Annotated in this window: 20 protein-coding genes; 7 read left to right on the top strand and 13 right to left on the bottom strand. The window is 72.8% G+C overall.

What is annotated here, in order from left to right:
* Window positions 1–76: 76 nt before the first annotated feature.
* The 10 genes from LZ495_RS28140 to LZ495_RS28095 all read right to left on the bottom strand — a co-directional run bounded on the left by LZ495_RS28140 (window position 77) and on the right by LZ495_RS28095 (window position 12,182).
* Window positions 77–391: an LPXTG cell wall anchor domain-containing protein gene (locus tag LZ495_RS28140; protein WP_235055724.1), complete on the bottom strand. Its 315-nt coding sequence runs from the start codon at window positions 389–391 to the stop codon at window positions 77–79.
* 227 nt (window positions 392–618) lie between these two features.
* Window positions 619–1,668: a methyltransferase gene (locus LZ495_RS28135; protein WP_235055723.1), complete on the bottom strand. Its 1,050-nt coding sequence runs from the start codon at window positions 1,666–1,668 to the stop codon at window positions 619–621.
* Between the two features lie 48 nt (window positions 1,669–1,716).
* Window positions 1,717–2,199: a hypothetical protein gene (locus LZ495_RS28130; RefSeq protein WP_235055722.1), complete on the bottom strand. Its 483-nt coding sequence runs from the start codon at window positions 2,197–2,199 to the stop codon at window positions 1,717–1,719.
* Between the two features lie 204 nt (window positions 2,200–2,403).
* On the bottom strand, window positions 2,404–3,660 hold the full coding sequence (locus LZ495_RS28125; RefSeq protein ID WP_235055721.1) for a Gfo/Idh/MocA family protein: 1,257 nt from the start codon (window positions 3,658–3,660) through the stop codon (window positions 2,404–2,406).
* A 166-nt stretch (window positions 3,661–3,826) separates the two neighbouring features.
* Window positions 3,827–4,882: a substrate-binding domain-containing protein gene (locus tag LZ495_RS28120; protein ID WP_235055720.1), complete on the bottom strand. Its 1,056-nt coding sequence runs from the start codon at window positions 4,880–4,882 to the stop codon at window positions 3,827–3,829.
* 106 nt (window positions 4,883–4,988) lie between these two features.
* Entirely contained in the window at window positions 4,989–5,957 is a 969-nt protein-coding gene (locus tag LZ495_RS28115) for an ABC transporter permease (RefSeq protein WP_235055746.1), read from the bottom strand.
* Between the two features lie 101 nt (window positions 5,958–6,058).
* Window positions 6,059–7,648: a sugar ABC transporter ATP-binding protein gene (locus LZ495_RS28110; RefSeq protein WP_235055719.1), complete on the bottom strand. Its 1,590-nt coding sequence runs from the start codon at window positions 7,646–7,648 to the stop codon at window positions 6,059–6,061.
* A 662-nt stretch (window positions 7,649–8,310) separates the two neighbouring features.
* On the bottom strand, window positions 8,311–9,330 hold the full coding sequence (locus LZ495_RS28105) for a sugar phosphate isomerase/epimerase family protein (RefSeq protein ID WP_235055718.1): 1,020 nt from the start codon (window positions 9,328–9,330) through the stop codon (window positions 8,311–8,313).
* An 88-nt stretch (window positions 9,331–9,418) separates the two neighbouring features.
* Window positions 9,419–10,609: an ROK family transcriptional regulator gene (locus LZ495_RS28100; protein ID WP_235055745.1), complete on the bottom strand. Its 1,191-nt coding sequence runs from the start codon at window positions 10,607–10,609 to the stop codon at window positions 9,419–9,421.
* A gap of 331 nt (window positions 10,610–10,940) precedes the next feature.
* Window positions 10,941–12,182 (bottom strand): ROK family transcriptional regulator, encoded by a 1,242-nt coding sequence (locus LZ495_RS28095; RefSeq protein ID WP_235055717.1) that lies wholly within the window; start codon window positions 12,180–12,182, stop codon window positions 10,941–10,943.
* Window positions 12,183–12,327: 145 nt separating this feature from the next.
* Between LZ495_RS28095 and xylA the strand changes: the two genes are divergently transcribed.
* Together xylA and xylB are read left to right on the top strand one after the other, a co-directional pair.
* Window positions 12,328–13,485, top strand: a complete 1,158-nt coding sequence (xylA, locus tag LZ495_RS28090) for a xylose isomerase (RefSeq protein ID WP_235055716.1) — start codon at window positions 12,328–12,330, stop codon at window positions 13,483–13,485.
* A 1-nt stretch (window position 13,486) separates the two neighbouring features.
* Window positions 13,487–14,911 (top strand): xylulokinase, encoded by a 1,425-nt coding sequence (gene xylB / locus LZ495_RS28085; RefSeq protein ID WP_235055715.1) that lies wholly within the window; start codon window positions 13,487–13,489, stop codon window positions 14,909–14,911.
* Window positions 14,912–15,133: 222 nt separating this feature from the next.
* On the opposite strand, the gene LZ495_RS28080 is transcribed toward xylB, so the two are convergent.
* Window positions 15,134–15,742: a nucleoside deaminase gene (locus tag LZ495_RS28080; protein ID WP_235055714.1), complete on the bottom strand. Its 609-nt coding sequence runs from the start codon at window positions 15,740–15,742 to the stop codon at window positions 15,134–15,136.
* Window positions 15,743–16,168: 426 nt separating this feature from the next.
* Here LZ495_RS28080 and LZ495_RS28075 point away from each other — a divergent pair, with 426 nt between their 5' ends.
* The 4 genes from LZ495_RS28075 to LZ495_RS28060 all read left to right on the top strand — a co-directional run bounded on the left by LZ495_RS28075 (window position 16,169) and on the right by LZ495_RS28060 (window position 17,791).
* On the top strand, window positions 16,169–16,675 hold the full coding sequence (locus LZ495_RS28075) for a hypothetical protein (protein ID WP_235055713.1): 507 nt from the start codon (window positions 16,169–16,171) through the stop codon (window positions 16,673–16,675).
* A gap of 108 nt (window positions 16,676–16,783) precedes the next feature.
* Complete coding sequence (locus tag LZ495_RS28070; protein ID WP_235055712.1) at window positions 16,784–17,110, top strand: PadR family transcriptional regulator; 327 nt, start codon at window positions 16,784–16,786, stop codon at window positions 17,108–17,110.
* On the top strand, window positions 17,107–17,463 hold the full coding sequence (locus tag LZ495_RS28065) for a DUF1048 domain-containing protein (protein WP_235055711.1): 357 nt from the start codon (window positions 17,107–17,109) through the stop codon (window positions 17,461–17,463). The genes LZ495_RS28070 and LZ495_RS28065 overlap by 4 nt, the downstream gene beginning before the upstream one ends.
* 1 nt (window position 17,464) lies before the next feature.
* Entirely contained in the window at window positions 17,465–17,791 is a 327-nt protein-coding gene (locus tag LZ495_RS28060; RefSeq protein WP_235055710.1) for a DUF1048 domain-containing protein, read from the top strand.
* A gap of 207 nt (window positions 17,792–17,998) precedes the next feature.
* On the opposite strand, the gene LZ495_RS28055 is transcribed toward LZ495_RS28060, so the two are convergent.
* Both LZ495_RS28055 and LZ495_RS28050 read right to left on the bottom strand, forming a co-directional pair.
* Window positions 17,999–20,749: a helix-turn-helix transcriptional regulator gene (locus tag LZ495_RS28055; RefSeq protein WP_235055709.1), complete on the bottom strand. Its 2,751-nt coding sequence runs from the start codon at window positions 20,747–20,749 to the stop codon at window positions 17,999–18,001.
* Window positions 20,750–20,895: 146 nt separating this feature from the next.
* On the bottom strand, window positions 20,896–23,637 hold the full coding sequence (locus tag LZ495_RS28050) for a helix-turn-helix transcriptional regulator (protein WP_235055708.1): 2,742 nt from the start codon (window positions 23,635–23,637) through the stop codon (window positions 20,896–20,898).
* 154 nt (window positions 23,638–23,791) lie between these two features.
* Here LZ495_RS28050 and LZ495_RS28045 point away from each other — a divergent pair, with 154 nt between their 5' ends.
* A complete protein-coding gene (locus tag LZ495_RS28045; protein WP_235055707.1) occupies window positions 23,792–24,622 on the top strand; it encodes an alpha/beta fold hydrolase in 831 nt (276 codons plus the stop codon).
* Window positions 24,623–24,872 lie beyond the last annotated feature (250 nt).

The following is a 24,872-nucleotide window of genomic DNA, read 5'->3' as shown; positions in this document are numbered from 1 at the left end:
CTGGGGCCCGCCACCGGGGGGGGGGCGGGGGCCGGCCGCCGCGGCGCGCGCCCCCGGCACACGGGACCTGCTGCGATCAGGCCTGCGCCGCACCGGAGACCGTGCGGCGGCGAAGCGCGTACACGCCCAGCCCGAGGCCCCCCGCGATCAGGGCCCCGCCGGCCACCAGGCCGCCGTCGTCCGTGCCGATGCCCGTGTGCGGGCCTCCGTGCGGACGCTCGTGCTTGCCCTCTCCCTTGTTGTGGTCCCACTTGCCGCCGTCACCGCCGGACCACGACTTGTCGCCGTGGTCGGTCGGGGCCGGGCTGTCGGCGTGGGCGGCCGGGACCGCGACGGTCAGAGCGGCAAAGCCGATGACGGACGCGGCGACGAGAGTGCGTACACGATGCATGATGCTTTTCTTTCCGGCGCCCAGGGGACAGTCGACGGGTGCCGACGCTGGGGATCGCTGGGGCGCCTCTTCCACGATCCGATCGGGCCGCCTTTCCTGCGAACGGAGTTGGTCCGTCTGCGCCACGCCGTTCGGCTTATGGAGGGGACGTCGCCGACGGGTTCACCCCCGGGCCGCATCGGCAGGTTTGTGCGACCCCCCGAAGCGGGTATCGGCGTCGCTCGCGCTTACGGGACGACGCTGTCGAACATGTGCAGGGACGGTCCCACCGCCCGTTCCTCCCGCACCACGAGCCCCGCGGCGGTCATCGCGGCGGTCAGGCTCGCGGCGGTGTGCTTCGCGCCGCCGACGTTCAGCAGGAGGAGGAGGTCCATCGCGGTGGTGAACTTCAGGGACGCCGTCTCGTCGACGAGGTTCTCGATCACCACGACCCGGGCGCCGGGCTCGGCGGCGGCGACGATGTTGGCCAGCGCACGGCGGGTGCTCTCCGCGTCCCACTCCAGGATGTTCTTGACGACGTAGACGTCCGCCTGGACCGGCACAGCCTCGCGGCAGTCCCCCGGGACCAGCGTCGTCCGGTCCGCGAACACGCCGCCGGTGCGCAGCCGCGGGTCCGCGTCGGCGATCACCGCCGGAAGGTCGAGCAGGGTCGCGCGCAGGTCCGGGTGGCGTTCCAGGAAGGTCGCCACCAGCAGGCCCTGTCCACCGCCGATGTCGGCGACGGTCCGCACCCCTGAGAGGTCCAGTACCGCGGCGACGTCCTTCGCCGACTGACGGCTGGACTGGGTCATGGCACGGTTGAACGCGGCCGCGGACTCCGGCGCGTCCTCGTGCAGGTAGTCGAAGAAGTCCTTGCCGTGCACGGCCGGGAACACGCTGCCGCCGTGCCGGACCGCGTCGTCCAGCTTGGGCCACACCTGCCAGGTCCACGGCTCGGTCGCCCACAGCGACACATCGCGCATGCTGCGCGGCGCATCCGCGCGCAGCAGCAGCGAGGCGTCGTTGTGCGCGAAGCGGCCGTCGGCCTCCGCCACGAAGATGCCGTGCGAGGACAACGCCCGCATGAGGCGGCGCAGCGCCACGGCGTCGACGCCCAGCTCGGCCGCCAACTCCTCGGCGGACCGCGGCTCTCCGCCCAAGTGGTCGGCAACGTCCAGGCGCAGCGCGGCGCGTACGGCGGCGGCGGTCACCGCGCCGAAGGCGAGCTCGCGCAGCCGCATTCCGGCTTCCTGCGGCCCTGATGTCCGCGTGGTGTCGGTCGTGTCCGTGTCGGTCATCTCGGCCGCCTTCCGGGTGAGTCCTCAGTGGTGGGTTGGCCGACGTGGTCAGCCGGTCGGCGGGATCTGGTACACGTAGCCGCCGTTCGCCTCGGTGGCGTCGACCCGGCCCGATGCCCCGGCGAAGGCTCCGGACCCGCCGATGATCGTCAGACGCATCGGATCCGCGGTACCAGGCAGCACCGTCTGGTCGCGGTAGTGGTGCACGCCGCTGAACAGCAGCGACCCCACGCCGTCGATCCGCACGGTGTGCGTGCAATCGGCGATGACCCGTTCCTTCTTGGCCTTGTCGACGTGGCAGGCGAGGCTCGCGTCGCCCACCCGCTTGCCGGAGGCGTCGCGGAGCCTCGCGTACGCGCCCCACTGCTGCCCCTCGACGACCCCGCGTGGCTTCCCGCCCGCGACCACGACGGCATGCAGCTCACCCCCCGCGGCGGAATCCGCGACGGCAGTCGGCATCGGGTAGAGCACCGCGGCGACCGCCACGGCGACAAGACCGCTCTTGCGCAGCATCGTTCCCCAAAGGGTCATGGCCCCGCCCGTCGCGGAGCCCCCCTCGCGATACTGCGCGCCATCTGCGTGTCGACCCGCCCGCCACGCCCCCAAGTCAGCCGATCAGCGTACCGCCGCGCGGCTTGGTCATCGCCGCCATCGCAACGCCCGACACCGTCGCAGACGACCGGTCCGAGGGCGACGCGTAGACGTTTGGCGAGGTGGTCCGTTCGCGGTCGCAGGTCAGGTCTCGACCGGGGTCCAGAGGCTTTGGTTGGCGGCGCTGGACTCTACGGCGGCGAGGATGCGCTGGACGCGCAGGCCGTCTTCGAAGGACGGCTCGGGGGTGCTGCCGGTGGCGATGGCCTCGATCAGGTCGCGGGCCTGGTGGGTGAAGCTGTGCTCGTAGCCGAGGGCGTGGCCGGGCGGCCACCAGGCCGAGGCGTACGGATGGCTGGGCTCGGTGACGTCGATGCGCCGGAAGCCGGCGGTGGCGGCGGGTTCGGTGTGGTCGTGGAACCACAGGTCGTTCATGGCGGCGAAGTCGAAGGCGACGCTGCCGCGGGAGCCGTTGAGTTCGATGCTCAGGGCGTTCTTGCGGCCGGTCGCGAACCGGGTCGCCTCGAAGGTCGCGAGGGCGCCGCCGGTGGTGCGGGCCAGGAAGACGGCGGCGTCGTCGACGGTCACCGTGCCGGTCGCGGTGCCCGCCGTGAGGTCGGTCGTGGTACCGGCGGCCGGCAGCCCGGACGTCGACGGGTCGGCGGCCTGGGCGCCGATTCCGCTGCCGGCCACGCCCAGCGGGCGCTCGCGGACGAAGGTCTCGGTGATGGCGCTGACTCCGGTGATGCGCTCACCGGTGAGGAACTCGGCCAGGTCGACGATGTGCGCGCCGATGTCGCCGAGTGCGCCGGAGCCCGCCTGCTCGCGGACGAGCCGCCAGACCAGGGGGTGCTCGGGGTCGACGATCCAGTCCTGCAGATAGCGGGCGCGGACGTGGCGGATGGTGCCGAGGCGGCCTTCCGCGACCAGTGACCGGGCCAGCGAAAGGGCGGGCACCCGACGGTAGTTGAAGCCGACCATCGCGACGATGCCGTTCTCCGCGGCCTTGGCCGCGGCGCGGGCCATCGCGGCTGCTTCCGCAGGGGTGTTGGCGAGCGGCTTCTCGCACAGGACGTGCTTGCCTGCCTCCAGGGCGGCGATCGCGATCTCGGCGTGCGAGGCGCCCTGGGTGCAGATGTCGATGAGGCCGATGTCGTCCCGGTCCAGGAGTTCGCGCCAGTCCGTGCTCGCCTCGGCCCAGCCCAGCCGGGCCGCGGCGGTCTCGACGCGGGCCGCATCGCGCCCGGCCACCACGCGCATGTCGGGCTGTACCGGCAGGTCGAAGAAGGCGTCCACGGAACGCCAGGCATGCGAGTGGGTCCGCCCCATGAACGCGTGCCCGACCATGCCGATGCCCAGCAGCGGGCGTGCGGTCCGGGGGCGGTGGGCAAGAGACGACATCGGCGAGGGTGCCTTTCCGTTCGGGACGCCGGCGTGCGGCGGTGCGGCGGTGCGGTGGCGCTGCGGCACTGCGGCGCGGCGGCGGTCGGGTGTCGGCCTGGGGGGGGGGGGGGGGGGGTCGCGGGGGGGGGCCCCCGCCCGCCCGGCCGCCCGCCGCGGGGCCGGGCTACGAGAACGCGGTCGGGAGGTAGCGGTCGACGTTCTCCTTGGTGACCACGGCCGAGTACGTCGTCACCGAGGCCGGCACCTCGAGCTCGGCGAGGTCGCCCAGCGACTTCGCCTGGGCGATCATGCGGGCCAGGATGATGCCCGACGAGGCCATGCTCGGCGGGTAGAGCACGGTGGCCTTGAGCGGGGTGTTGTCGGCCTTGATGTCGTCCATCGCCTTCTTCGACCCGGCCCCGCCGACCATGAGGAACTCGTTGTCGCGGCCGGCCTGCTTGATGGCCGCCATGACGCCGATGCCCTGGTCGTCGTCGTGGTTCCAGAGCGCGTCGATCTTGCCGTTGGCCTGCAGCACCTGGGCGGCCACGCGCTGGCCGGTCGCCGCCGTGAAGTCGGCGGCCTGCCGGGCGGCGACCTTCATGCCGGCCGCTTCCAGCGCCTCGCGGAAGCCCTGGCTGCGCTGCTGGGTCAGTTCGAGGTTGTCCAGTCCGGCGACCTCGACGATGACCGGGTTCGCCTTGCCGGCCTGCTTCATGCGGGCGGCGATGTAGGTGCCGGCGTTGACGCCCATGCCGTAGTTGTCGCCGCCGATCCAGGTGCGGTACGAGAGGGCGTTGGCGAAGACGCGGTCCAGGTTCACGACCGGGATGCCGGCCTCCATCGCGCGCCGCGCCACCGCGGTGAGCGCCTTGCCGTCGTACGGCAGGATCACCAGGGCGTCGACCTTGGCGTCGATGAGCGTCTGGACCTGCTGGATCTGCTGGTTGACGTCGTTGGTGCCCTCGGTGGCCTTGAGCGTGACGTCGGAGAACTGCTTCGCCTGGGCGGTGGCGTTGATGCTGATCGCGCCGATCCAGCCGTGGTCGGCGGCCGGTGCGGAGAAGCCGATCGTGACCGGCTTGCCGGGCGCCTCGCTGCTGCCCGAGGCGGCCGGCGGCGCCTTGACCTGCGGGGCGGTGTCCTTGTCCGACGAGTTGCCGGTGCAGCCCGCGACGAGGGCACCCGCGCCGAGTGCGGCGCCGCCCAGGAGGAAGCCTCTGCGATGGAGCTGGGACATGGATGTCTCCCGTGGGAACGAGGTGAGGGTTGTCAGGGGGTGCTGGGGTGCGTGGGGGTGCGGGGTTGCAGGGGCTGCCGGCGGGCGGCAGCCGGCGGTGCGGCCGTCAGGCGGCGACGCGCCGCCGGATGCCGCCCCAGCGCTGGATCAGCAGGACGCCGACGATGATCAGGCCCTTGGCGATCTGCTGGATCGGCGACGCGAGGTTGTTGAGGATGAACAGGTCCTGGATCGTGGTGAACACCAGGACGCCGAGGATCGACCCCACCACCGAGCCGAAGCCGCCGGTGAGCAGGGTGCCGCCGATCACCACCGCGGCTATCGCGTCGAGTTCGTAGAGCTGGCCGTGCGTGCTCGCCCCGGTGTTGGCCTGCGCGGTGATCATGATCGCGGCGATGCCGCAGCACAGGCCCGAGACGACGTACAGCAGGCAGGTGTGCAGGCGTACGTTGATGCCCGCGAGCCGGGCGGCCTCCGGATTGCCGCCGACCGCGAAGGTGCGCCGGCCGAAGGTGGTGCGGTTCAGGACGACCCAGCCGACCACCACGACGACGAGGAACAGGTACACGTGCATCGGGATGCCGAAGTACTTCTCCTCGGCGATGCGCAGGAACCCGTCGACCTCGACCAGTTGCGACTTGCGGTCCGAGATCTGCTCGGCGAGGCCGCGTGCCGAGACGCCGACCGCGAGGGTGACGATGAACGCCACCAGCCCGCCGAACGCGATGAGCACGCCGTTGAGCAGGCCGCACACCACCCCGACGACGATCGCGGTGAACAACATCCCGAACAGACCCGTGTCCTGGGTCGCGACGGTGGTGCACCAGACCGAGGACAGGGCCATCAGGGCGCCCACCGAGAGGTCGATGCCGCCGCCGATGATGACGAAGGTCATGCCGACCGTGATCACGCCGACCACGGCCGCGAGGGACAGGATCGTGACCATGTTGCTGCTGGTCGCGAAGCGGTCCCCTTCGGTGGCCATGCCGATCGCGAACAGCAGGGCCAGCGCGACCAGGAGGGCGAGGTGCTGCCGCGCACCCGAAGTTCCGGCGTGCGCGAAGAGGAAGCCCAGGGGACCGCGCCGCGCGCCGCCGACGTCGAGCTGCGCCGTGTCCCCGGCGGGCGGGGCGGGGGAGGGCTGCGCCTTTGCAAGGTCGTCCCGTACGTCGCGGTTCACAGGCTGCTTCCCTCCATGACGAGGTCCAGTACTCGGTGTTCGTCCAGTTCACGGGCGGGGGCGCGGGCGATGACGCGGCCGTCGCGGATCACCAGGACCCGGTCGGACAGGCCCAGTACCTCGGGTATCTCGCTGGAGACGAGCAGGATCGCGATCCCGCTGTCGGCGAGCTTGCGCATCTGCGCGTACAGCTCGCTGCGCGCCCCGATGTCGACGCCGCGGGTGGGTTCGTCGAGCAGCAGCAGGCGGCAGCCGTGCAGCAACCAGCGAGCGAGCACCGCCTTTTGCTGGTTGCCGCCGGAAAGGGTGCGGATCGGGCGGTGCGGGTCGGCCGGGCGGATGTCGAGGGCCTCGGCTTGCCGCCGGGCGTCCTCGGTCTCGCGCCGCCGGTCGAACCAGCCCAGGCGTGCGTAGCGGCTCAGCGAGGCGATGGTGATGTTGCGCCCCACGCTGTCGAGCATCAGCAGGCCCTGCGACTTGCGTTCTTCCGGTGCCAGGCCCATGCCGCGCCGGACGGCCGTGTGCGTGCTGCCGGGGCGGACGGGCGCCCCGTCCAGGAGTACGCGTCCCGAGGTGGGCCGGACGGCGCCGAAGACCGCGGACAGGATCTCGGAGCGTCCGGACCCCACCAGGCCGGCGAGGCCGACGATTTCGCCGGCCTGCACCGAGAAGGACACGTCGTGGACCCGGCCGCGCAGGGTCAGGTGCTCGACGCGCAGGATCTCGGGTGCCGCGGCGGGGGCGGTCTTCGCTGCTGCGTCGTCGTCGGCCAGGTTGTCGGCCAGGTTGTCGGCCGGCTCGTCGGAGGGGCGTCGCGGGAAGGCGTGTTCGATGCGCCGTCCCGTCATCAGCGCGACAATTTCCTGGGTGGGGGTGCCGCGGGCGGGCAGGCCGGCCGCGGCCGTGCGGCCGTCCTTGAGCACCGTGACCCGGTCGCCGATCTCCCGTATCTCGTCGAGCCGGTGCGAGATGTACACGACCGCGACGCCGGCCGCGGTGAGCTCGCGCACGGTGCGGAACAGGCTCTCGACCTCGTTGTGCGCGAGGGCGGCGGACGGCTCGTCCATGACGATCAGCCGCGCGTCGTGGGACAGGGCCCGGGCCATGGACACGATCTGCCGTCCGGATGCGGGGAGCCGTCCCACCGGCGTGGTCGGCGCGATGCTGCCGTGGCCGAGCCGGTGCAGGAGGGCCGCGGTGGCGCGGTTGATCTCGCCGCGCCGGGTGAAGCCGAAGCGCGCGCGTTCGTGGCCCAGGAAGACGTTCTCCGCCACGGACAGGCCTTCCACCAGGTCGAGTTCCTGGTAGACGGTCGAGATGCCGAGCCGGATCGCGGCGGTCGGGTTGCCCGGCCGCACCTGCTCGCCGCGCCACAGCAGGACGCCTTCGTCGGGCTGGTGGACGCCGGCCAGCACCTTGATCAGGGTCGACTTCCCGGCCCCGTTCTGGCCCAGCAGGCAGTGCACCTCCGCTTCGCGGACCTCGAGCGAGACGCCGTCGAGCGCGCGGACGCCCGGGAACTCCTTGACGATCTCGCGCATCGCCAAGAGCGGTGCTTCGCGGTCGGCGGACGGGGCCGATGGCATACAGGTGCTCCTTCGCGGGCGGTTCCGTGGAGGACGGGCCGGAGAGCGCGGTGCCGAGGGACGAACGTGCGTGGAACGGGCGTGCCATGAACGGGCCTGCCTGGAACAGGTGTTCCGTGCAGTGGGCGTACCGGTGAACGGGCGTGCCGATGAACGGATGTGCCGTGGAGCGCGGTGCCGGGGGTGCACTGCCCGGAACGGGGGATTCCGGAAGCGCGGGCCCGTGGAGCGCAGGTGCCGAACGGAGGTGCGGGGGGCGAGCCGTGCCGAAGAACGCTGCGGTGCTAGCCGGTTCGACGGCGGGGAGCCGAACGCTCGCGCTCGCCGTGTGGTCCGTCACGCTAGAGACTTTGTCTTCCGAGTGGAAGTTCTTCGCGGGGATATCTCTTTTATTTTTCCTGAGCCGGGACGAAGTCGCGGACAGGAGTCTCCCGTGGTCCGGGCACGGCAAGGCCGAGGGTGGTCGCGGGCGGCCCGAGGGCCGCTGTGGGCGGCCTGGGGGAGGGCTTGCGGGAAGCTCCGTGGGAGGGCTCGCGACGGGGTGAAGAAGTGCCTCCGGCCAGGCGGAGCGGCGTGTTCGGCCCGCCCCGGTGGGCGCGCGGCCCAGGCCGCGCGGCCATCCGGCTGCGGGACGGGCGTACTGCGGTGCGGTGTCTGCCCGTTCAGTCCTTGGCGGGTCCCGACGAGAAGGCGCTGTCGAACGACGCCGCGGGCGGCTCGATGGCGTTCAACCGGCGTACGAACTCCAGTGCCTCGACGGCGCCGTGCAGCCGATTCATGCCGGCGTCCTCCCACTCCACGGAGATGGGGCCGGTGTAGCCGATCGAGTTCAGTGCGCGGAAGCAGTCCTGCCACGGCACGTCGCCGAAGCCGGTGGAGACGAAGTCCCAGCCGCGCCGCGGGTCGCCCCACGGCAGGTGCGAGCCGAGCCGGCCGCGGCGGCCGTCGCCGGTGCGCACCCGCGCGTCCTTGCAGTCGACGTGGTAGATCCGGTCGCGGAAGTCCAGGATGAACGCGGCCGGGTCCAGGTCCTGCCACACGAAGTGCGACGGATCCCAGTTGAGCCCGAACGCCGGGCGGTGGTCGAGCGCCTCCAGCATGCGCACGGTGGTCCAGTAGTCGTACGCGATCTCGCTGGGATGGACCTCGAACGCGAACCGCACGCCGACCTCGTCGAACACGTCCAGGATCGGGTTCCAGCGGTCCGCGAAGTCGCGGTAGCCGGCCTCGACCATGGCCTCGGGCACCGGCGGGAACATCGCGACCGTGTGCCACACCGACGAACCGGTGAACCCGACGACGGTGCGGACGCCGAGGCGGGCCGCCGCGCGGGCGGTGTCCGCGATCTCCGCGGCGGCCCGCGCGCGTACGCCCTCGGGGGAGCCGTCGCCCCAGATCCGGGCGGGCAGGATGGCCTCGTGCCGGGCGTCGATCACCGCATCGCACACGGCCTGCCCGACGAGGTGGTTCGAGATCGCCCACACCTTGAGGCCGTACTTGTCCAGGACGGCTTTGCGGCCGGCCACGTAGTCGTCCTCGGCGAGCGCCCGGTCGACCTCGAAGTGGTCGCCCCAGCAGGCTATTTCGAGTCCGTCGTAGCCCCATTCGGAGGCGAGGCGGCAGACCTCCTCGAAGGGGAGGTCCGCCCACTGGCCGGTGAACAGCGTGATCGGTCGCGCCATGATGCCTTCTCCCTGGTCCGGGCCCGCCGTACGGGCTCTGCGGTGCGGTCGTCTGGCTGTCGAGGTGCTCGCGTCGTGCCGAGAAAAGTCAGGGTGCCGAGAAGACGTGGTCGCTGATGACCCGGGTCGCGCCGATGATCCCTGCGGTGTCGCGGAGTTCGGACAGGACGATGGGGAGGTTGCCGGTCGCCAACGGCAGCGACTGCCGGTAGACGACGCTGCGGATCTCCGCGAGCAGCGGATGTCCGAGCAGGCCCGGCACGCTCCCGCCGAGCACGATCAGGCCGGGGTTGAAGAAGCTCACCAGGCTCGCCAGCACCTGGCCCACGCGCCGGCCGCCCGCGCGGACCAGGCGCATCGCGGTGGCGTCGCCGGCCATCATGGCCTGGGCGACGTCCTCGACCCGGACCTCCCCGGATTCCGCGAGACGTGCCGCCAGGTGCGGGGACGCGCCCGACTCGGCGGCCGCGGTGGCATCGCGGGTGAGCGCCGCGCCGCCGAAGAACGCCTCCAGGCAACCGGTGTTGCCGCAGGCGCATGTCGGGCCGTCGGCCGCGACCCGGATGTGCCCGATGTCGCCGGCACTTCCCGAAGCGCCGCGGTACACACCGCCGTTGACGACGATCCCGCAGCCGATGCCGGTCCCGATCTTCACGAACAGGAAGTCGTCGACCGAGCGCGCCGAGCCCGCGTGCCGCTCGCCGACCGCCATGATGTTCACGTCGTTGTCGACCTGGACGGGGCATCCCAACTCGTGGCCGAGCGTCTCCCGTACCGGGTAGCGGTCCCAGCCCGGCATGATCGGCGGCACCACGGGGACGCCCTCGCGGAAACTCACCGGGCCGGGTATGCCGAGCCCCACGCCGTGGACTTCGGGCAGCAGGCCCTGGTCGCGCATCTTGGCGACCAGGGAGAGCGCGAGGCCGAGCACCGCCTCGGGGCCCCGGCGTACGTCGCAGGGCTCCAAAAGGCGTCCCAGGACCTGGAGTTCACCGTCGGTGACGGCGACGCCGACCGAGGTCGCGCCGATGTCGATGCCGACGAAGCGCAGCGACGGGTCCAGGCAGACGATGCCCGAACGGCGGCCGCCGCGCGAGGCGGCGAGTCCGGCGTTGCGGATCAGGCCCAGCTCGGTGAGGCGGTCCAGTTCGACGGCGACCTTGGAACGCGACATGTGCACGAGGTCGCCCAGCTCCGCGCGCGATCTCGGCCCCCCGTCGCGCAGGAGGCCGAGCAGGCGCGACTGATGCCCGTTCTCCGGACGCGTCGCCGCGCGCATGACGTCGGACTCCGCGGTACCTGCTGCATCGTGCACCATTCCCCCATCGCGTACCCGTCGATGCCGATCGCCCGGCGTGCGCCGGACGACGTCCCATCGTCTCCGTCGAGGGCGACCAGGGGCGAACCTAACCACTTTCACCCGGTAGTTGAAGAAGTTCGCAGATTCTTGGGGGAGATTTCCTTCCCTCAGGACAAAGTGGTGACAGTGCGTGTGCCCTTAGCGGGCGGCGGGCGGCGGGCGGCGGGCGGCGGCAGGCAGCGGCGCCGCGGGACTGCGGTCAGGAGGTCCGGCGTCGTGCCGGGCAGCCGCACGGTTCCGCGGGGGCGGGTCAGATCACCAGGGCCGGGTCGGCCAGGAGGCGTCGGACGACCGAGCCTGCTGCGCCCCTGGCCGGGGCGTACCGGCCGAGTGTGGAGACCGCGAGGTGCGGCGCCGTGCCGCGTAGGCGCCCGGGGCCGCGGGCCAGGGCGTCCCGCACCGGACCGGACAGCCAGGGCGCCAGCGGGACGTAGCCGCCGCCCAGCACGACGGCGTCCAGATCGAGCAGGTTGATCGCGGAGACCAGGGCCGCGCCGACCGCCCGACCGGCCCGTTCGACGGCGGCGAGCGCGGTCGGCCGGCCCGCGGTCAGCGCGGCCAGCAGGGCGGCCGCGGTCGGCTCCGCCACGTCGGACCCGGCGGCGCGCAGCATCGCGTCGATGCTCGCGTACTGCTCCAGGCACCCGCGGCTGCCGCAGCCGCAGAGGGCCCCGTCCGGCTCGACCAGGCAGTGGCCGAGTTCGCCGGCCAGTCCGTGCGTCCCGCGGAAGAGTTCGCCGCCGATGATCAGGCCGGCCCCGATGCCGACCTCCGCGGATACGTGGATGTAGTCGCCGAGTCCGGCCCCGACGCCCGACCAACGCTCGGCCAGCGCCGCGAAGTTGGCCTCGTTGCCGGTCTCGGGCGGCAGCCTGAGGGGCGGCAGGTGGGCGGCCAGCAGGGCGTCCGGCGCGACGTTGCGCCATCCGAGGTTGGGGGCGAAGCGCAGCACGGTCCGGCCGTCGCCCCCGCGCCGGTCGACCAGCCCCGGGAGTGCCAGCGCGAGGCCGGCCGCGGTGAGGCCTTGGGCGCCCGCGCGGTCGAGCATGCGACGTGCCAGGTCGCCCAGTTCGGCGGCCACCGCGTCCGGCGCACGGGTGCGGTTGTCGCGGACGACGACCTCGTGGGCCCGTGCCGTGCCGTGCAGGTCGAGGACGAACGCGGACAGCCCGTCGGCGTCGACCGCGAGCCCGAGGCCGGCGTGCCGGGCTCCGGAGACGGCCACGGGGGCGCCCGGCCGTCCGGGGCCGCGTCCGCTGCGTTCGCCGCGTGCTCCCGGACCGTCGGCGTCCGCCCGGGCGTCGGCCGGGGCGACGAAACCGGCCTCGGTCAGCGCGGCGACCAGTCCCGACACCGTGGTCTTGGTCAGACCGGTGAGCTCGGCCGCCCGGGCGCGCGTGACCGACCCGTGCCGCACGATCGCCCCCAGCACCAGCGACAGGTTGTGCTCGCGCATGCCGGTGTGCCGTACCGGCTCCGACGCCTGGGCCATGCCGCCCCTCCCGTCCCTCCCGTCCGCCCCCGAGGCGGAACTCGTTCTCGGCGACACGCCTTTGCAACGTGCCAAGGACTTGACGCCGCCGACCGGACCCACTTGATTAGTCCATGTGCTGGACTAATCATTGCGGAGGTTCGTCGTGACCGACTACCGCCCCACCCCGGAAGACCGTTTCAGCTTCGGATTGTGGACGGTCGGCTGGCCGGCCCGCGATGCGTTCGGCGACGCGAGCCGGCTGCCGCTCGACCCCGTCGACACCGTGCACCGCCTCGCCGAACTCGGAGCGTACGGCGTCACGTTCCACGACGACGACCTCATCCCGCCCGGCTCGGACGAGGCCGCCCGCGAGAAGGCCGTCGCCCGCTTCCGGACCGCCCTCGACGAGACCGGCATGGTCGTGCCGATGGCGACCACGAACCTCTTCACGCACCCGGTCTTCAAGGACGGCGCGTTCACCTCCAACGACCGGGGCGTACGCCGCTACGCACTCCGCAAGGTGATGCGCAACATCGACCTCGCCGCCGAACTCGGCGCCCGCACCTACGTCATGTGGGGCGGCCGCGAGGGCACCGAGTCGGACGCCGCCAAGAACATCCCGGCCGCGCTGGACCGCTTCCGCGAAGCCGTCGACCTGATGTGCCAGTACGTCGTCGACCGCGGCTACGACCTGCGCTTCGCGCTCGAACCGAAGCCCAACGAGCCGCGCGGCGACATCCTGCTGCCGACCGTCGGCCACGCCCTTGCGTTCATCGCGCAACTGGACCGCCCCGAGATGGTCGGGGTCAACCCCGAGGTCGGACACGAGGAGATGGCCGGGCTCAACATCGTGCACGGGGTCGGGCAGGCGCTGTGGGCCGGCAAGCTCTTCCACATCGACCTCAACGGGCAGAACGGCGCCCGGTTCGACCAGGACCTGGTGTTCGGCCACGGCAACACGCGCGGCGCGTTCTTCCTGGTCGACCTGCTGGAGCACGGCGGCTACGACGGGCCCCGGCACTTCGACTTCAAGCCGCTGCGCACCGAAGGGCCGCGAGGGGTCTGGGACGCGGCGGCCGCCAACATGCGGACGTACCTCATCCTGCGCGAGCGCGTGCGCGCCTTCCGGGCCGATCCCGAGGTACAGGAGGCCCTCGCCGCCGCCCAGGTCCCGGAACTGTCGCTGCCCACGCTCGCCCCCGGCGAGACGTACGCGGACCTGGCCGCCGACGCGTTCGACCCGGACGTGGCCGGAGCCCGCGAGTGCAACGTCGAACGCCTCGACCAACTGGCGCTCGAGCACCTTCTCGGGACCCGCTGACATGCAGCGGCGCCGGTTGGTCGCGGGAATCGACTCGTCCACGCAGTCCTGCAAGGTCCTCGTGTGCGACGCGCGGACCGGCGTCGTCGTGCGGTCCGGCCGGGCGGCCCACCCCGAGGGCACCGAGGTCGACCCCGAACACTGGTGGCAGGCGCTGCTCGTGGCCCTGGACCGGGCCGGCGGGCTCGACGGGGTGGACGCCGTGTCGGTGGCCGCGCAGCAGCACGGCATGGTCTGCCTGGACGATGACGGGGCGGTCGTACGGCCCGCGCTCCTGTGGAACGACACCCGCTCGGCCGCCGCCGCCCGCGACCTCGTCCGCGAACACGGCGGACCGGCCGCGTGGGCGCGCGACACCGGCAGCGTCCCGCCCGCCTCGTTCACGGTCGCCAAACTGCGCTGGCTCGCCGAGCGCGAACCGGACGCCATGGCCGCCACCGCCGCGGTCTGCCTGCCGCACGACTGGCTCACCTGGCGCCTCCGCGGCTGCGCCGGCGGCCTCGGCGGCCTCACCACCGACCACGGCGACGCCTCCGGGACCGGCTACTACGCACCGGCCGAACGGGCCTGGCGGCCCGACCTGCTGGCCCTCGCGACAGGCCGTACCCCGACCGTCCCGCGGCTTGTCGCCGCCGCCGAGCCCGCGGGCCGCACGCCGGGCGGGGTCACCGTCGGCTCGGGCACCGGCGACAACATGGCGACCGCGCTTGGGCTCGGCATCGGACCCGGCCATGTCGTCGTGTCCCTCGGGACGTCCGGCACGGTATTCGCCGTCTCCGAGGCGCCCGCCGCCGACCCCACCGGAGCAGTCGCCGGCTTCGCCGACGCCACCGGCTCCTTCCTGCCCCTCGTCTGCACCCTCAACGCCGCACGCGTCCTGGACGCCGCCGCCACCATGCTCGGCATCGACCACGACGCACTCTCCGAACTGGCCCTGGACGCCCCGCCCGGCGCGGGCGGCCTCGTCCTGGTCCCCTACCTCGCCGGCGAACGCACCCCCGACCGCCCGGACGCCACCGGCGCCGTCCACGGCCTCACCCTGGACAACGCCACCCCGCGGCACTTCGCCCGGGCCGCCGTCGAGGGCATGCTCTGCGGACTGGCCGACGGCCTGGACGCCCTGCGCGCCCAGGGCATCGCCGTCGACCAGGTCTCGCTGGTCGGCGGCGCAGCCCAGGCCGAAGCCGTCCGCCGCATCGCCCCGGACGTCCTCGGCCTCCCCGTCTCGGTCCCGCGCCCCGCCGAGTACGTCGCCCTCGGCGCAGCCCGCCAGGCCGCCTGGACCCTGACGGGCCCGGGCACCGAACCCCCGGCGTACCACCCCTACCCGGGCACCCTCCTCTACGACGCCGACACCGCCGCCCCGTCGATCCGCCCCCGCTACGCGGAAGCCAGAGACCACGTCCTGAACGTGCCCCGCCATTAGCCACCGTCGCGCAGACCCACTCCCGCGCACGTCACCACCGACCAGCCCCGCGGCAAAACGCACGGACGGTTCACCGCGACGTGCGTTCGCGGGGCAGGCCGAAGTAGTCGGCGGCGTCGGCTGTGCGGCTACGGGACAGGACGAGGACTCCGGCCCGGCCCGGGCCGGCTGACGACCGCCCGTGCTCAGCCGGCCCAGCCCGGCTCGGCCGACCGCCCGCGCTCAGCGCCCGGTGCCGCCGCGGGCGTTGTAGACCAGAGCGTCGTCGCGGGCGCCGTAGGAACGGAACACGGCGAGTGCCTCGTCGCGCAGGACGTCGCAGGTCACGGCGATACCGCGCTGCGTGAGCTGGTCGAGCCAGTCATCGCGTACCGGCCCCTCGTCGAAGCCGGTCAGCGCTTCCAACTCGGGGCCGTCGCCCGCGATGACCAGGCCGCGGACGCCCGACCACAGAGTGGCCCCGTAACACATCGCGCAGGGACGCCAGTTGACGACCAGTTCGAGGTCCGGCCTGCCGTCGGCGCCCAGGTTCCACGTGCCGAGGCGCACTTGGGCCAGGGACAGTGCCACCACTTCGGCGTGCGTGGACGACAGTCCGGAGGCAAGGACGACGTTGACGCCTGCGGACACGACCCGCCCGGTCCCCGATTCGACCACCAGGGCGGCGAAGGGGCCGCCCGTGTCCTCGCGGTGGTTGCGGTCGGCGAGCCGGTGCACGACCTTCATGCGGTCTTCGGCGGTGGCCAACACGTCCGGGACGTCCGCAAGTTCGTCCGCCACCCAGGCCGGCAGTTCCGCTCCGAATGCCGTGGCAAGTGCAAGCCTGTCCATGTCGCTCCGATCGTCGGCTCGTGCAGGCGCCCGCCGACGGCCCGGCCCCCGACTGCGCCCATGCTGCGACGCAAGACTCCCCGACGCATGTTTCCGCCCGATTTCGCCGCGCCCCGGCGCAGCACCCGGTGCCGCGAACCCGGGTGCGCCGGTTGCTCGCCGGGAGCCCGAGGCGCTGCTTGTCGTCGCCACCGAGGCCGTCGAAGAGGCCGCCCGTTGCCGGGGTAGAGGCCGAGGTCGGCGAGCAGGTGGAGAAACGCCGCACTGGCCGTGGGAGTGAACCTCGTCATCGAGTACGCCGTACGTAGGGGACCGCAGGCCGATCGGTCCTCCGAGACGTACACGTAGACGAACTCCGTTTTGCCTTGGTGGGATTGGACGACGCTTCGAGGGACCTTTCGGCACACGGCACAGGGGGATGCGACGATGAGCGACCACGGAACCGAAGGCCACCCGCGACTCTCCGACGACGAGGACCTCGTCGAACTCCGGGTGCGACGGCCTGCGGCCGTGGTCCTCGCCGGACTGTTCCTGATCTGGACGGTCTTCACGGTGGCCGTTGTGCTGCTGACCACCTGTGTGGTGTCCATCGGCTTCGCGTACGCGTGGCGCGACGGGCTGATCTGGGGACTTGCCCTGTACGCCGCGCTGGGGGCCGTCGTGACGGGGCTCGTCATCGCCTTCGGGATCCTGCTGGTGGTGGTGTCGCTGAGCATGGCCGCGTCGGTCGGCAAGCCGATGCAGATCCCCCGCTACGCCGCCGAGGCCGGGGCAGAGGTCGAACTGGAGCCCACCGAGTCATCGTGCGTGGTCGGCTCGCTGCTGGTGCCCGCCGCGCTCGTGGCCGCAGTACTCGGATTGGCCGTGCCCGCCTCTCTGGGTCCCCTCGACACCTGGGGACGCACCCTCGCCGAAGCCGTGGGCCTGGCCTGACCCGGAGACGAGGCGGCATGTGGCGCGGACGCCGACGCCGCCGGTACTCAGTGATACCGTGTAGTGGTACTCGGTGGCACGGAGTACCGGAGCTCGGGGAGGACAGTGATGGACGGCCTGACGGAGATGCTGAAGGGCACGCTCGAGGGATGCGTGCTCGAGATCATCGGCCAGTCGGAGACCTACGGGTACGCCGTCACGCGCCGCCTGAACGACCTCGGCTTCACCGACGTCGTCGAGGGGACCGTGTACACGATCCTGCTGAGGCTGGAGAAGAACGGCCTTGTCGAGGTCGCGAAGCGGCCGTCTGAGGTGGGCCCGCCGCGCAAGTTCTACACGCTCAACGATGCCGGGCGCAGCGAACTGGAGAAGTTCTGGGCGAAGTGGCAGTACCTCTCCGCACGCATCGACACGCTCAAGGAGGGCGGACGATGAACTTCTGGGACACCATCACCGGCAACGATCTGACCCGGGAATACAAGGGGTTCGAGGTGCGGGCAGCGGCGCTGCCGGAGGACCACCGGGCGGCCTGGGAGCAGATAAAGGCGCACCTGTTCCTGTACGGGAGTTTCACCGGGCGCAACCTGATGCCGATCCTCGACGCCGCTCTGGCGCTGCTGGAGACGACGGCGGCGGACGGGCAGAGCGCTGGGGAGGTGCTTGGCGACGACATCCCGGGCTTCTGCGCCGCGCTGGCCGGCGGAGCAGGTGCCCGGACGTACCGCGACCGCTGGCGCGAGCAGTTGAACCGCAACGTCGCAACGAAGCTGAGCCGGCTGGGAGGCTGACGTGGGCATCCGCGACATCATCGAGGGCAAGAAGCAGTGGCGGGCGCACATGGCCCGGGTCGACGCGCTCCCCGCGGACTACCGGATCGTGTACCGGGAGATGCAGAAGTACCTGTTCAAGGTCGGACCGGTCGACCTGCTCGGCGACTCCCTGCTGCCCGGGATCGTCGACTTCTTCGAGGAGGGCGCCGCCCAGGGCAAGGGCGTCCGGCACCTCATCGGCGACGACGTCGCCGCATTCTGCGACGGCCTCATCGGGGACTCGCCCACCTATGCGGACGTCTACCAGCAGTCCCTCACCGGAAAACCGGACGCGGACGCGAAGTGACCGCCGGCAGCCGGAGTACCGAGGCCACCGCTCGTGGCCGGCGAGCCGATGTGGTTCCCGGCTGTGGACCACTCCACGCAGAACACCGGTGGCAGCGAGGTCCGCGCGCTGCTCTTCGAGTTGAAGTAGCCGACCGCGTCGCGGCCTTCGTTCGGCGCCCCCGCCGCGGTCGTCCCGGCGGGCAGGGGGCCGGGGTGTGCCGTGGCATTACAGGTGCGTTGTCTTCTGCAGTTGCCGGCGGGAGGTCAGGCCCAGTTTTCGGAAGACCTTGCGCAGGTGGTAGTCGACTGTGCTGGCGCTGATGAACATCTTCTCGGCGATTTCGGCGTTGGTGGCGCCGGCTTGGGCGAGCCTGGCGATCGCCGATTCCTGTGCGGTCAGGACGTTCGCCGGGCCGGGGCCGCCGCGCTGCGGTGTCTCGCCGGTGGCGGCCAGTTCCTGGGCGGCGCGGGTGGCGAAGGCGGTGGCCTGCATGGTGTCGAACATCTGCAGCGCGTTCCGCAGGGGATCGCGGGCGTCCTTGCGGCGGCGTCGGCGGCGGAGCCATTCGCCGTGGTGGAGGTAGGCCACCGCGAGGTCGGCGTGTGCTCGGGTTTGAGTGAGGGTCGCTATCGCTTCGCGGTAGAGCGGGTCCGCGTCGTTGCCGGTGGCCATCAGGGCCTGGCAGCGCAGCAGTACGCCGCGGGCCCAGGGGGTGTCCGCCGCCGTCGCCCGGGTTTCGAGGGTGTGCAGGGCCGCGGTGGCGGCGATGCGGTCGCCGCTGCGCAGTGCCGACTCGATCAGGTGGGGCAGCAGCCGCGAGTGGTAGGCGAAGACATCGTGGCCGACCAGCTCTTCGGTGATCGCCCGGGCCGTGGCGTACTCTCCGGCGCTCAAGGCCAGGACGGCCATGCCGATGCGCGCGATCGATTCGACCGCGCCGTTGCCCAGCCAGGTGCTTGCCTGCCGCGAGTCGCGCAGGACGGCTTCGAGGCCGTCTGCGTCGGCGTGCCAGGCGAGGAGTTCCGGGTGACGGTACAGGGCCCACATGTCGTCGGTGGCGCCGATGGCCGCGCGCAGCTGGTTTCCCTGGGCGGAGAGTTCGTCGGCGCTGGCGAGTTGGCCCAGGTTGGTCTCGCTCAGCACCAGGCAGTACAGGGCGGTGTCGAGTTGCAGGAGCGCGCCCGCGCGGCGGGCGACGTCGGCGGCGCGGGTCATGACCGCGGTCTGGGTCGGTTCGTCCCACAGCACCATGGACAGGGTGACGACCGGCACGTAGGTGCGAAGGACGGCGTCGTCGGGGGTGGACGGGTCGAGCAGCATCGCGCAGGCGGCTCGGATGTGCGGTACGGCCGCTACGTATCCGTCGGTGGCCAGGACGGCGAACGCCCGCAGGATCAGGTCGGTGCCGGTGACTGGGAGGGAGCGCGGCAGGAGGGCGTCGACGGCAGCGGCGATGTCGGCAACAGTCGTGTCGCGGATGAGGTGTTCCGCGGTGATGGCCCGGTCGATCGCCCGGACCAGTGCCACCCGGGCCAGGTCCGGCTCTTCGGGGGCGAGCAGGCGTGCGGCCTGCAGGCAGAGGGCGGGGGCTTGGCCGAACGATCCGGCGCCGCCCCGCAGCGCGGCGGCCTGCGCGCGCACCAGCAGGGCACGGCCCCGGCCCACGTCGTCGAGCGGGCTTCCGTCGTCGACCGCGTCGAGCAGCGACTCGGCCCGCACCGGTGCGCCCGCGGTCAGCGCGGATTCGGCCGCGGCGAGCAACCGCCTTGCGCGTACGTCCTCTTCGGTGGTGAGCTCGGCGGCGCGGGTGAGGAACGTGGCGCGGGCTGCGTGTCCGCCGCGGGCCCCGGCCCGGTCGGCGCAGCGCTCGACCTCGTCGGCGACCGCGGTGTCCGGGGCGAGGGCGGCCGCGGCCAGGTGCCAGGCCCGCCGGTCGGTGTCCGCCGGGCGGTCGGTGGCCTCGGCCAGGGCCTGGTGCGCCTGCCTGCGGGCCGTGCCGGTGGCGCCGCCGTAGACGGCGGAACGTACGAGGGGGTGCCGGAACTCGGCGGTGCTGCGCAGGACGACGAGGCGTGCCGCCTCGGCAGGGGCTGCGGCGTCCATGCCGATGCCGGACGTCCGTGCCGCAGCGGCGATGTAGGCCAGGTCGCCGCCGGGCGCGGCGGCGGCGAGGAGCAGCCAGGTGCGGGTCGCGGACGGCAGCCGACGGACCTGTTCGAGGTAGTGCCGCTCCAGCCGGTCTCCGACGGGGAGGGGGTCGGGGAGGGCGGCGGCGCCCGACAGTTGTTCGGTCGACAGCGACCGGCCGAGATCCGCCAGGGCCAGGGGGTTCCCGACGGTGGCGGCGACGATCTGCGCGGCTACTTGCGCGTCGAGGGGTCCGTCCGCCGCCGAGTGCAGCAGTTCGAGGGCGAACGGGGCGGTGAGACCGGTGATTTCCACCAGGGGGACGCCGGCCGGTGCGTCGAACCCGGGGCGCGCGGCGAACAGCAGGCCGACGCCCTCGGCCTGCAGGCGGCGGGCGACGAAGGCCAGGACACCGAGTGATTCGTCGTCCAGCCACTGGGCGTCGTCCGCGCAGATCAGCAGCGGGCGTTCGCGTGCGGTGTCGGCGAGGAACGTGAGCGTGGCCAGGCCGACCAGGAACCCGTCGGGCGGGGCGCCGTCGGCCAGGCCGCAGGCCACGCGCAGCGCTTCGTGTTGCGAGGCGGGCAGGGCGCCGGGCGCCTTGAGGCCGTCGAGGACGGGGAGCAGGAGCCGGTGCAGCCCGGCGAACGGGAGCCCCGACTCCGCCTCGACTCCTGCTGCGCGCAGGACGCGCAGCTCGGCCGCGGTCCGTGTCGCGTGGTCCAGAAGGGCAGTCTTGCCGATCCCCGGATCGCCGAGCAGCAGGGCGGACCGGCTCAGTCCGCTGCGTACGTCGGCGACGAATCCGTCGAGGAGCTCGGTCTCGCGGGCGCGCCCTTTGAGGATCATGCAGGCACCCTAGGGAACGGTGGTACGCGGCGCCGGGCATCCGCGCGCAGTGGATCATTCAAGCAGCACGCACTGCGCCGCTGAAGCCACGCGTACCAACGGGCGGAAGGGGTGTCGTCTTCGGGGTGAGTGCGGGCGGTCCGGTGTCAGGGCCGGGTGTCCAGCGACTCCAGCGCGTCGCGCAGCGCGGAGCGGGAGGTGATGCCCAGTTTCGGGAAGACCCGGTAGAGGTGGGCGCTGACGGTGCGCGGCGACAGGTAGAGGCGCTCGCCGATCTCCTTGTTGCTCAACCCCGTCGCGGCGAGTTGGGCGACCTCCATCTGCTGCGCGGTCAGCAGTTCCCCGCCGGCGGAGGGTGCACTGCCCGGTTCGCGTTGCACGGCCACCCCGGAGGCGCGTAGTTCCTGTTCGGCCCGGCGGCACCATGCGGTCGCGCCGATGCGGCGGAAGATGTCGGCGGCGCGCTGGAGTTCGGGCCGGGCGTCGCCGGGGCGGTGATTGCGCCGGTACAGCTCGCCGAGCAGCAGCCGGAGCCGCGCGTGGTCGAACGGCCACTGCTCGGCCGTCGGCAGCGCGAGCGCGGCGCGCAGCCGGGCCGCGGCAGCCTCGGGAGCGGGGCCGGCGTCCAGCAGTGCGTGTGCCGCGGCCATGTGCAGCCGCAGCCGCGGTGTGCGGTCCGCGACCCGGGCGGCGTCGGCGGCGGCGACCTGCGCCGCGGCCTCGGTGGTACGTCCGCTGCGCAGCGCCGCCTCCACGAGGTCCAGCAGCATCCAGGGGCCGTAGCCCGGGCCGGCCGCGCTGTCCGGGACGCCGCCGCGCACGCACTGCGCGTACGCGGCTTCGTAGTCGCCCTGGGAGAGTTCGGCCAGGGCGAGGTTCCGGGTCGACAGGGCCAGGTGGAACCGGCTGCCGCGCGGTTCCGCCCACTGCTCGACGGTGCGGCTGTAGGCGCGGGTGCTGTCCACGTCGCCGCGGCCCGCCGCGACCCAGCCGAGCGCGCAGCGTAGGTCCTGCGCGATCAGTTCCAGGTCGTGCCGCAGGCACAGGTCCAGGCCGGCGTTCGCGGCTGCCTCGGCCTCGTCCCATTCGCCGGAGAGGGTGTGGTCGTGGGCCTGGAACCAGTAGCCGCTGGCCGCGTACGTCAGTGCCCCTCGGCCGGTCTCGTGCTCGACCAGCCGGGCGAAGTGGTCGCGGCAGTCGTGCAGCCGGTCGATCCAGGCTGCGGCCCGGCACAGCTCGGCGATGTGGCCGGGTGGCGTGCTCTCGGTCGCGTCGGCGAGTCGTGAGCCGATGCGGTTGGCGAGGCCGTGGGCGGTGCGCGGCAGGTCGGCGAGGACGTCGTAGAGCAAGGCCGTCAGCGTGTCGGGGCTGCCCTCCGGGTGCTTCACCATGGTGTGCAGGCGGTCCCATTCGGCCGGGTCCTGGGCGTAGGAGGCGGCGACCAGCCGGACTTGGAGGATCTGGACGGGCTCGTCGTCGGCGGCCGAGGCACGGTCGAGCAGCCGCCGGACGGCGGCGAGATCGCCGTCCCGCAGCAGCAGGACCCGCGCGCGGGTGGTCAGGCCGCGGGCCAGGTGGTCGGGCCGGTCGACGGTGCGGCGGGCTTCGTCCACGAGGCGCTGCGCGATGTCCATCTGGCCGGATTCGCTGGCCAGTTCGGCGGCGCGTTGGAGCCGGCGCGCGGTGGGACCGGGTTCCGGGGTGAGGGCGGCGGCGCGGCGCAGCGCGGTCACCGCGAGTCCGGCGCCGCCGCGGGTGGACAGCGCGTCGGCGGCGCTTTCGATCTCCGCCGCGACATTCTCGTCCGGTTCGACGGCGGCGGCCGCGAGGTGCCACATCCTCCGTTCCGGGTCGCGCCGGTATTGCTCGGCCAACGTCGCGTGCGCCTCGCGGACTTCGTCGGGCGAGGCGGTGGCGATGATCGCCGAGCGCACGAGGGGGTGGCGGAACCGCAGGCCCGAGGGCGTGGAGTCGCGGGAGATCAGGCCCAGGCGCTCGATGTCGAGGATGTCGTGCGCGGTCAGACCGCTGGGGCGGCGCAGGTCGGTGGCGTTCTCCAGCCCGTCGCCGTCCAGCGCCGTACGCAGCAGGGCGGCGCGCTGCGGAGCCGGCAGCGTCAGCGCGCGACTGGCGTACCCGGTCTCCAGGCGGCTGCGCAGCGGCGCGCCGGAGGGCAGCAGGTCCAGGCTGTCGGCGGCTTCGGTGCCGAAGGCGTGCGGGAGTTCGGCGATCGCGAGCGGGTTGCCCGCGGCGTCGGTGAGCACCCGGTCCCGTACCGCGGGCGGCAGGTCGGGGTGGAGTTCTTCGAGGAGTTCGCGCGCGGCCTCGCGGGGCAGTGGCGGGATCTCCAGCATGCCGATGCCCGGGGACACGCGTTCGGTCGCGGTCAGCGGCCGGCGGGCGAACACGGCGCGGATGTCGTACCGCTCCAGGCGCAGGATCAGGAACATCATGACCTCGCGCGTCGGGTGGTCCACCCAGTGCGCGTCCTCGACGGCGATCAGCACCGGGCCCTCTTCGGCGACCGCGGCCATCACCGACAAGGAGGCGATGGACACGGCCAGGCGGTCGGGCGTCGGCCCGTCCTGGAAGCCCATCACCCGGAGCAGCGTGTCTCGGTGGAACGGCTCGATCCGGTCGAAGTGGCCGAGCACCGGCGCGAACAACTGGTGCAGACCGGCCCAGGCCATCTGGGCCTCGGTCTCGTAGCCGGTTCCGCCCAGGACCCGTATGCCCTGTTCCCGGGCGTAGGCCACCGCCTCGCGCAGCAGCACCGACTTCCCGACTCCCGGGTCCCCGTGCAGGGTCAGGTTGAGCGGCGCCGAAGGCACCCGGTCCACGGTCGCCCGGATTGCCGCCAATTCCTGCTCACGGCCGACGATGCGCACGCGTACGCTCCTTCCCCCGTCCGGTGCGGAAACCGGTCCTTGGACAGTGTGGCGGCACCGTGACCGGTCGCGCGCCGCGGTATGCAGTCAGATGACCGATGGCACCGCGGAGGGCCGGCAGCAGACTGGTCGGGTCTGCGAAGGAGCCACAGCGATGCCGATCGTCCGCGTCCACCCCGGCGCCCCTGAAGAAGTCGCCCTTGCCTACGAGGCGGTCGGCGCCGGGCCGGCGGTGGTCCTGGTGCACGGCTGGCCCTTCACGTCGCGGTTCTGGGACGGGCAGATGCGCACCCTGGTCGAGGCCGGCTGCCGGGCGGTCCGCTACGACCGGCGCGGTGCCGGCAGGTCCGGTCACCCGTGGACCGGGCACGACCCGGCGACGATGGCCGGCGATCTGCTGGCGCTCCTGGACCACCTGGACGCCGGCCGTGTCTCGGTGGTGGCCTTCGGGTCGGCGGCCGCCGAGGCCGCCCGCGCCGCGGTACTGGCGCCGGAGCGCTTCGACCGGCTGGTCCTGGCCGGGGCCGTGGTGGCCTCCGCTGCGGGCGGCCGGATCCAGGATCTGGCCGCGGCGGCGCGCCGGCACCGGATCGCGATGCTCGACGACCTGATCGGCCGGTGCTTCTCGGTCGACGGGGAACGGGTCCTGGACGAACCGACCCTGCGGCACCTGGTGCACGAGGCGGCATCGTCGTCCGCGCAGAGCACCCTGGACGCGCTGGCCTGCTGGTCCGCGGAGGACCTTCTCGCCGACCTGGCCCGTGTCGTCCAGCCGGTGCTGGTCGTGCACGGGGGCGCCGACGCGTTCATGCCCTACGCGACCACCGGCGCCAGGGCGGCCGCCGCGGCCCCGCGCGCGACGTCGATCGTGATCGGCAATGCCCCCCACGCGATGCCCCTTACTCACCAGCGCGAATTCGACTCGGCGGTCATGGACTTCCTCGGTGCTCCGGCCGGGCCGGAAGGTGCTTCCGCGGCGGAGTGACCCGGTCGGCCGGCAGGTGCGGCCGCAGCCGCGTCCCGGACCGTCCCAAGATCGTCGCAAGCCGGGGTGTCCGCACGCTTGCCCCTGGCTGCCAGGTTCGCGACTCTGCGTGCCATCCGCCGCCCGGCGGAACGGCCCGGGCACGCCCCATGCATCGCGCACGGTGCCGGCCGGGAACGGCGGTCCGGGACCGAGCCCTCCACTACGTGCCGTACGTGGTTCGCGCGGGCAGACTGCCGGAGGAGGATCG

The organism is Yinghuangia soli (assembly GCF_021502675.1).
Taxonomy (GTDB): domain Bacteria; phylum Actinomycetota; class Actinomycetes; order Streptomycetales; family Streptomycetaceae; genus Yinghuangia; species Yinghuangia soli.
The sequence above is the reverse complement of the archived record's forward strand: the minus strand, read 5'-3'. Positions and strand labels throughout refer to the sequence as shown.

Excerpts from the sequence above, each read along its gene's own strand:
- LZ495_RS28130 (WP_235055722.1), bottom strand. The coding sequence starts at position 2,199 with ATGACCCTTTGGGGAACGATGCTGCGCAAGAGCGGTCTTGTCGCCGTG.
- LZ495_RS28095 (WP_235055717.1), bottom strand. The coding sequence starts at position 12,182 with ATGGCCCAGGCGTCGGAGCCGGTACGGCACACCGGCATGCGCGAGCAC.
- LZ495_RS28100 (WP_235055745.1), bottom strand. The coding sequence starts at position 10,609 with ATGCGCGCGGCGACGCGTCCGGAGAACGGGCATCAGTCGCGCCTGCTC.
- LZ495_RS28110 (WP_235055719.1), bottom strand. The coding sequence starts at position 7,648 with ATGCCATCGGCCCCGTCCGCCGACCGCGAAGCACCGCTCTTGGCGATG.
- LZ495_RS28055 (WP_235055709.1), bottom strand. The coding sequence starts at position 20,749 with ATGATCCTCAAAGGGCGCGCCCGCGAGACCGAGCTCCTCGACGGATTC.
- LZ495_RS28080 (WP_235055714.1), bottom strand. The coding sequence starts at position 15,742 with ATGGACAGGCTTGCACTTGCCACGGCATTCGGAGCGGAACTGCCGGCC.
- LZ495_RS28125 (WP_235055721.1), bottom strand. The coding sequence starts at position 3,660 with ATGTCGTCTCTTGCCCACCGCCCCCGGACCGCACGCCCGCTGCTGGGC.
- LZ495_RS28045 (WP_235055707.1), top strand. The coding sequence starts at position 23,792 with ATGCCGATCGTCCGCGTCCACCCCGGCGCCCCTGAAGAAGTCGCCCTT.
- LZ495_RS28140 (WP_235055724.1), bottom strand. The coding sequence starts at position 391 with ATGCATCGTGTACGCACTCTCGTCGCCGCGTCCGTCATCGGCTTTGCC.
- LZ495_RS28120 (WP_235055720.1), bottom strand. The coding sequence starts at position 4,882 with ATGTCCCAGCTCCATCGCAGAGGCTTCCTCCTGGGCGGCGCCGCACTC.
- LZ495_RS28105 (WP_235055718.1), bottom strand. The coding sequence starts at position 9,330 with ATGGCGCGACCGATCACGCTGTTCACCGGCCAGTGGGCGGACCTCCCC.
- LZ495_RS28070 (WP_235055712.1), top strand. The coding sequence starts at position 16,784 with ATGGACGGCCTGACGGAGATGCTGAAGGGCACGCTCGAGGGATGCGTG.
- xylB (WP_235055715.1), top strand. The coding sequence starts at position 13,487 with ATGCAGCGGCGCCGGTTGGTCGCGGGAATCGACTCGTCCACGCAGTCC.
- LZ495_RS28135 (WP_235055723.1), bottom strand. The coding sequence starts at position 1,668 with ATGACCGACACGGACACGACCGACACCACGCGGACATCAGGGCCGCAG.
- LZ495_RS28075 (WP_235055713.1), top strand. The coding sequence starts at position 16,169 with ATGAGCGACCACGGAACCGAAGGCCACCCGCGACTCTCCGACGACGAG.
- LZ495_RS28065 (WP_235055711.1), top strand. The coding sequence starts at position 17,107 with ATGAACTTCTGGGACACCATCACCGGCAACGATCTGACCCGGGAATAC.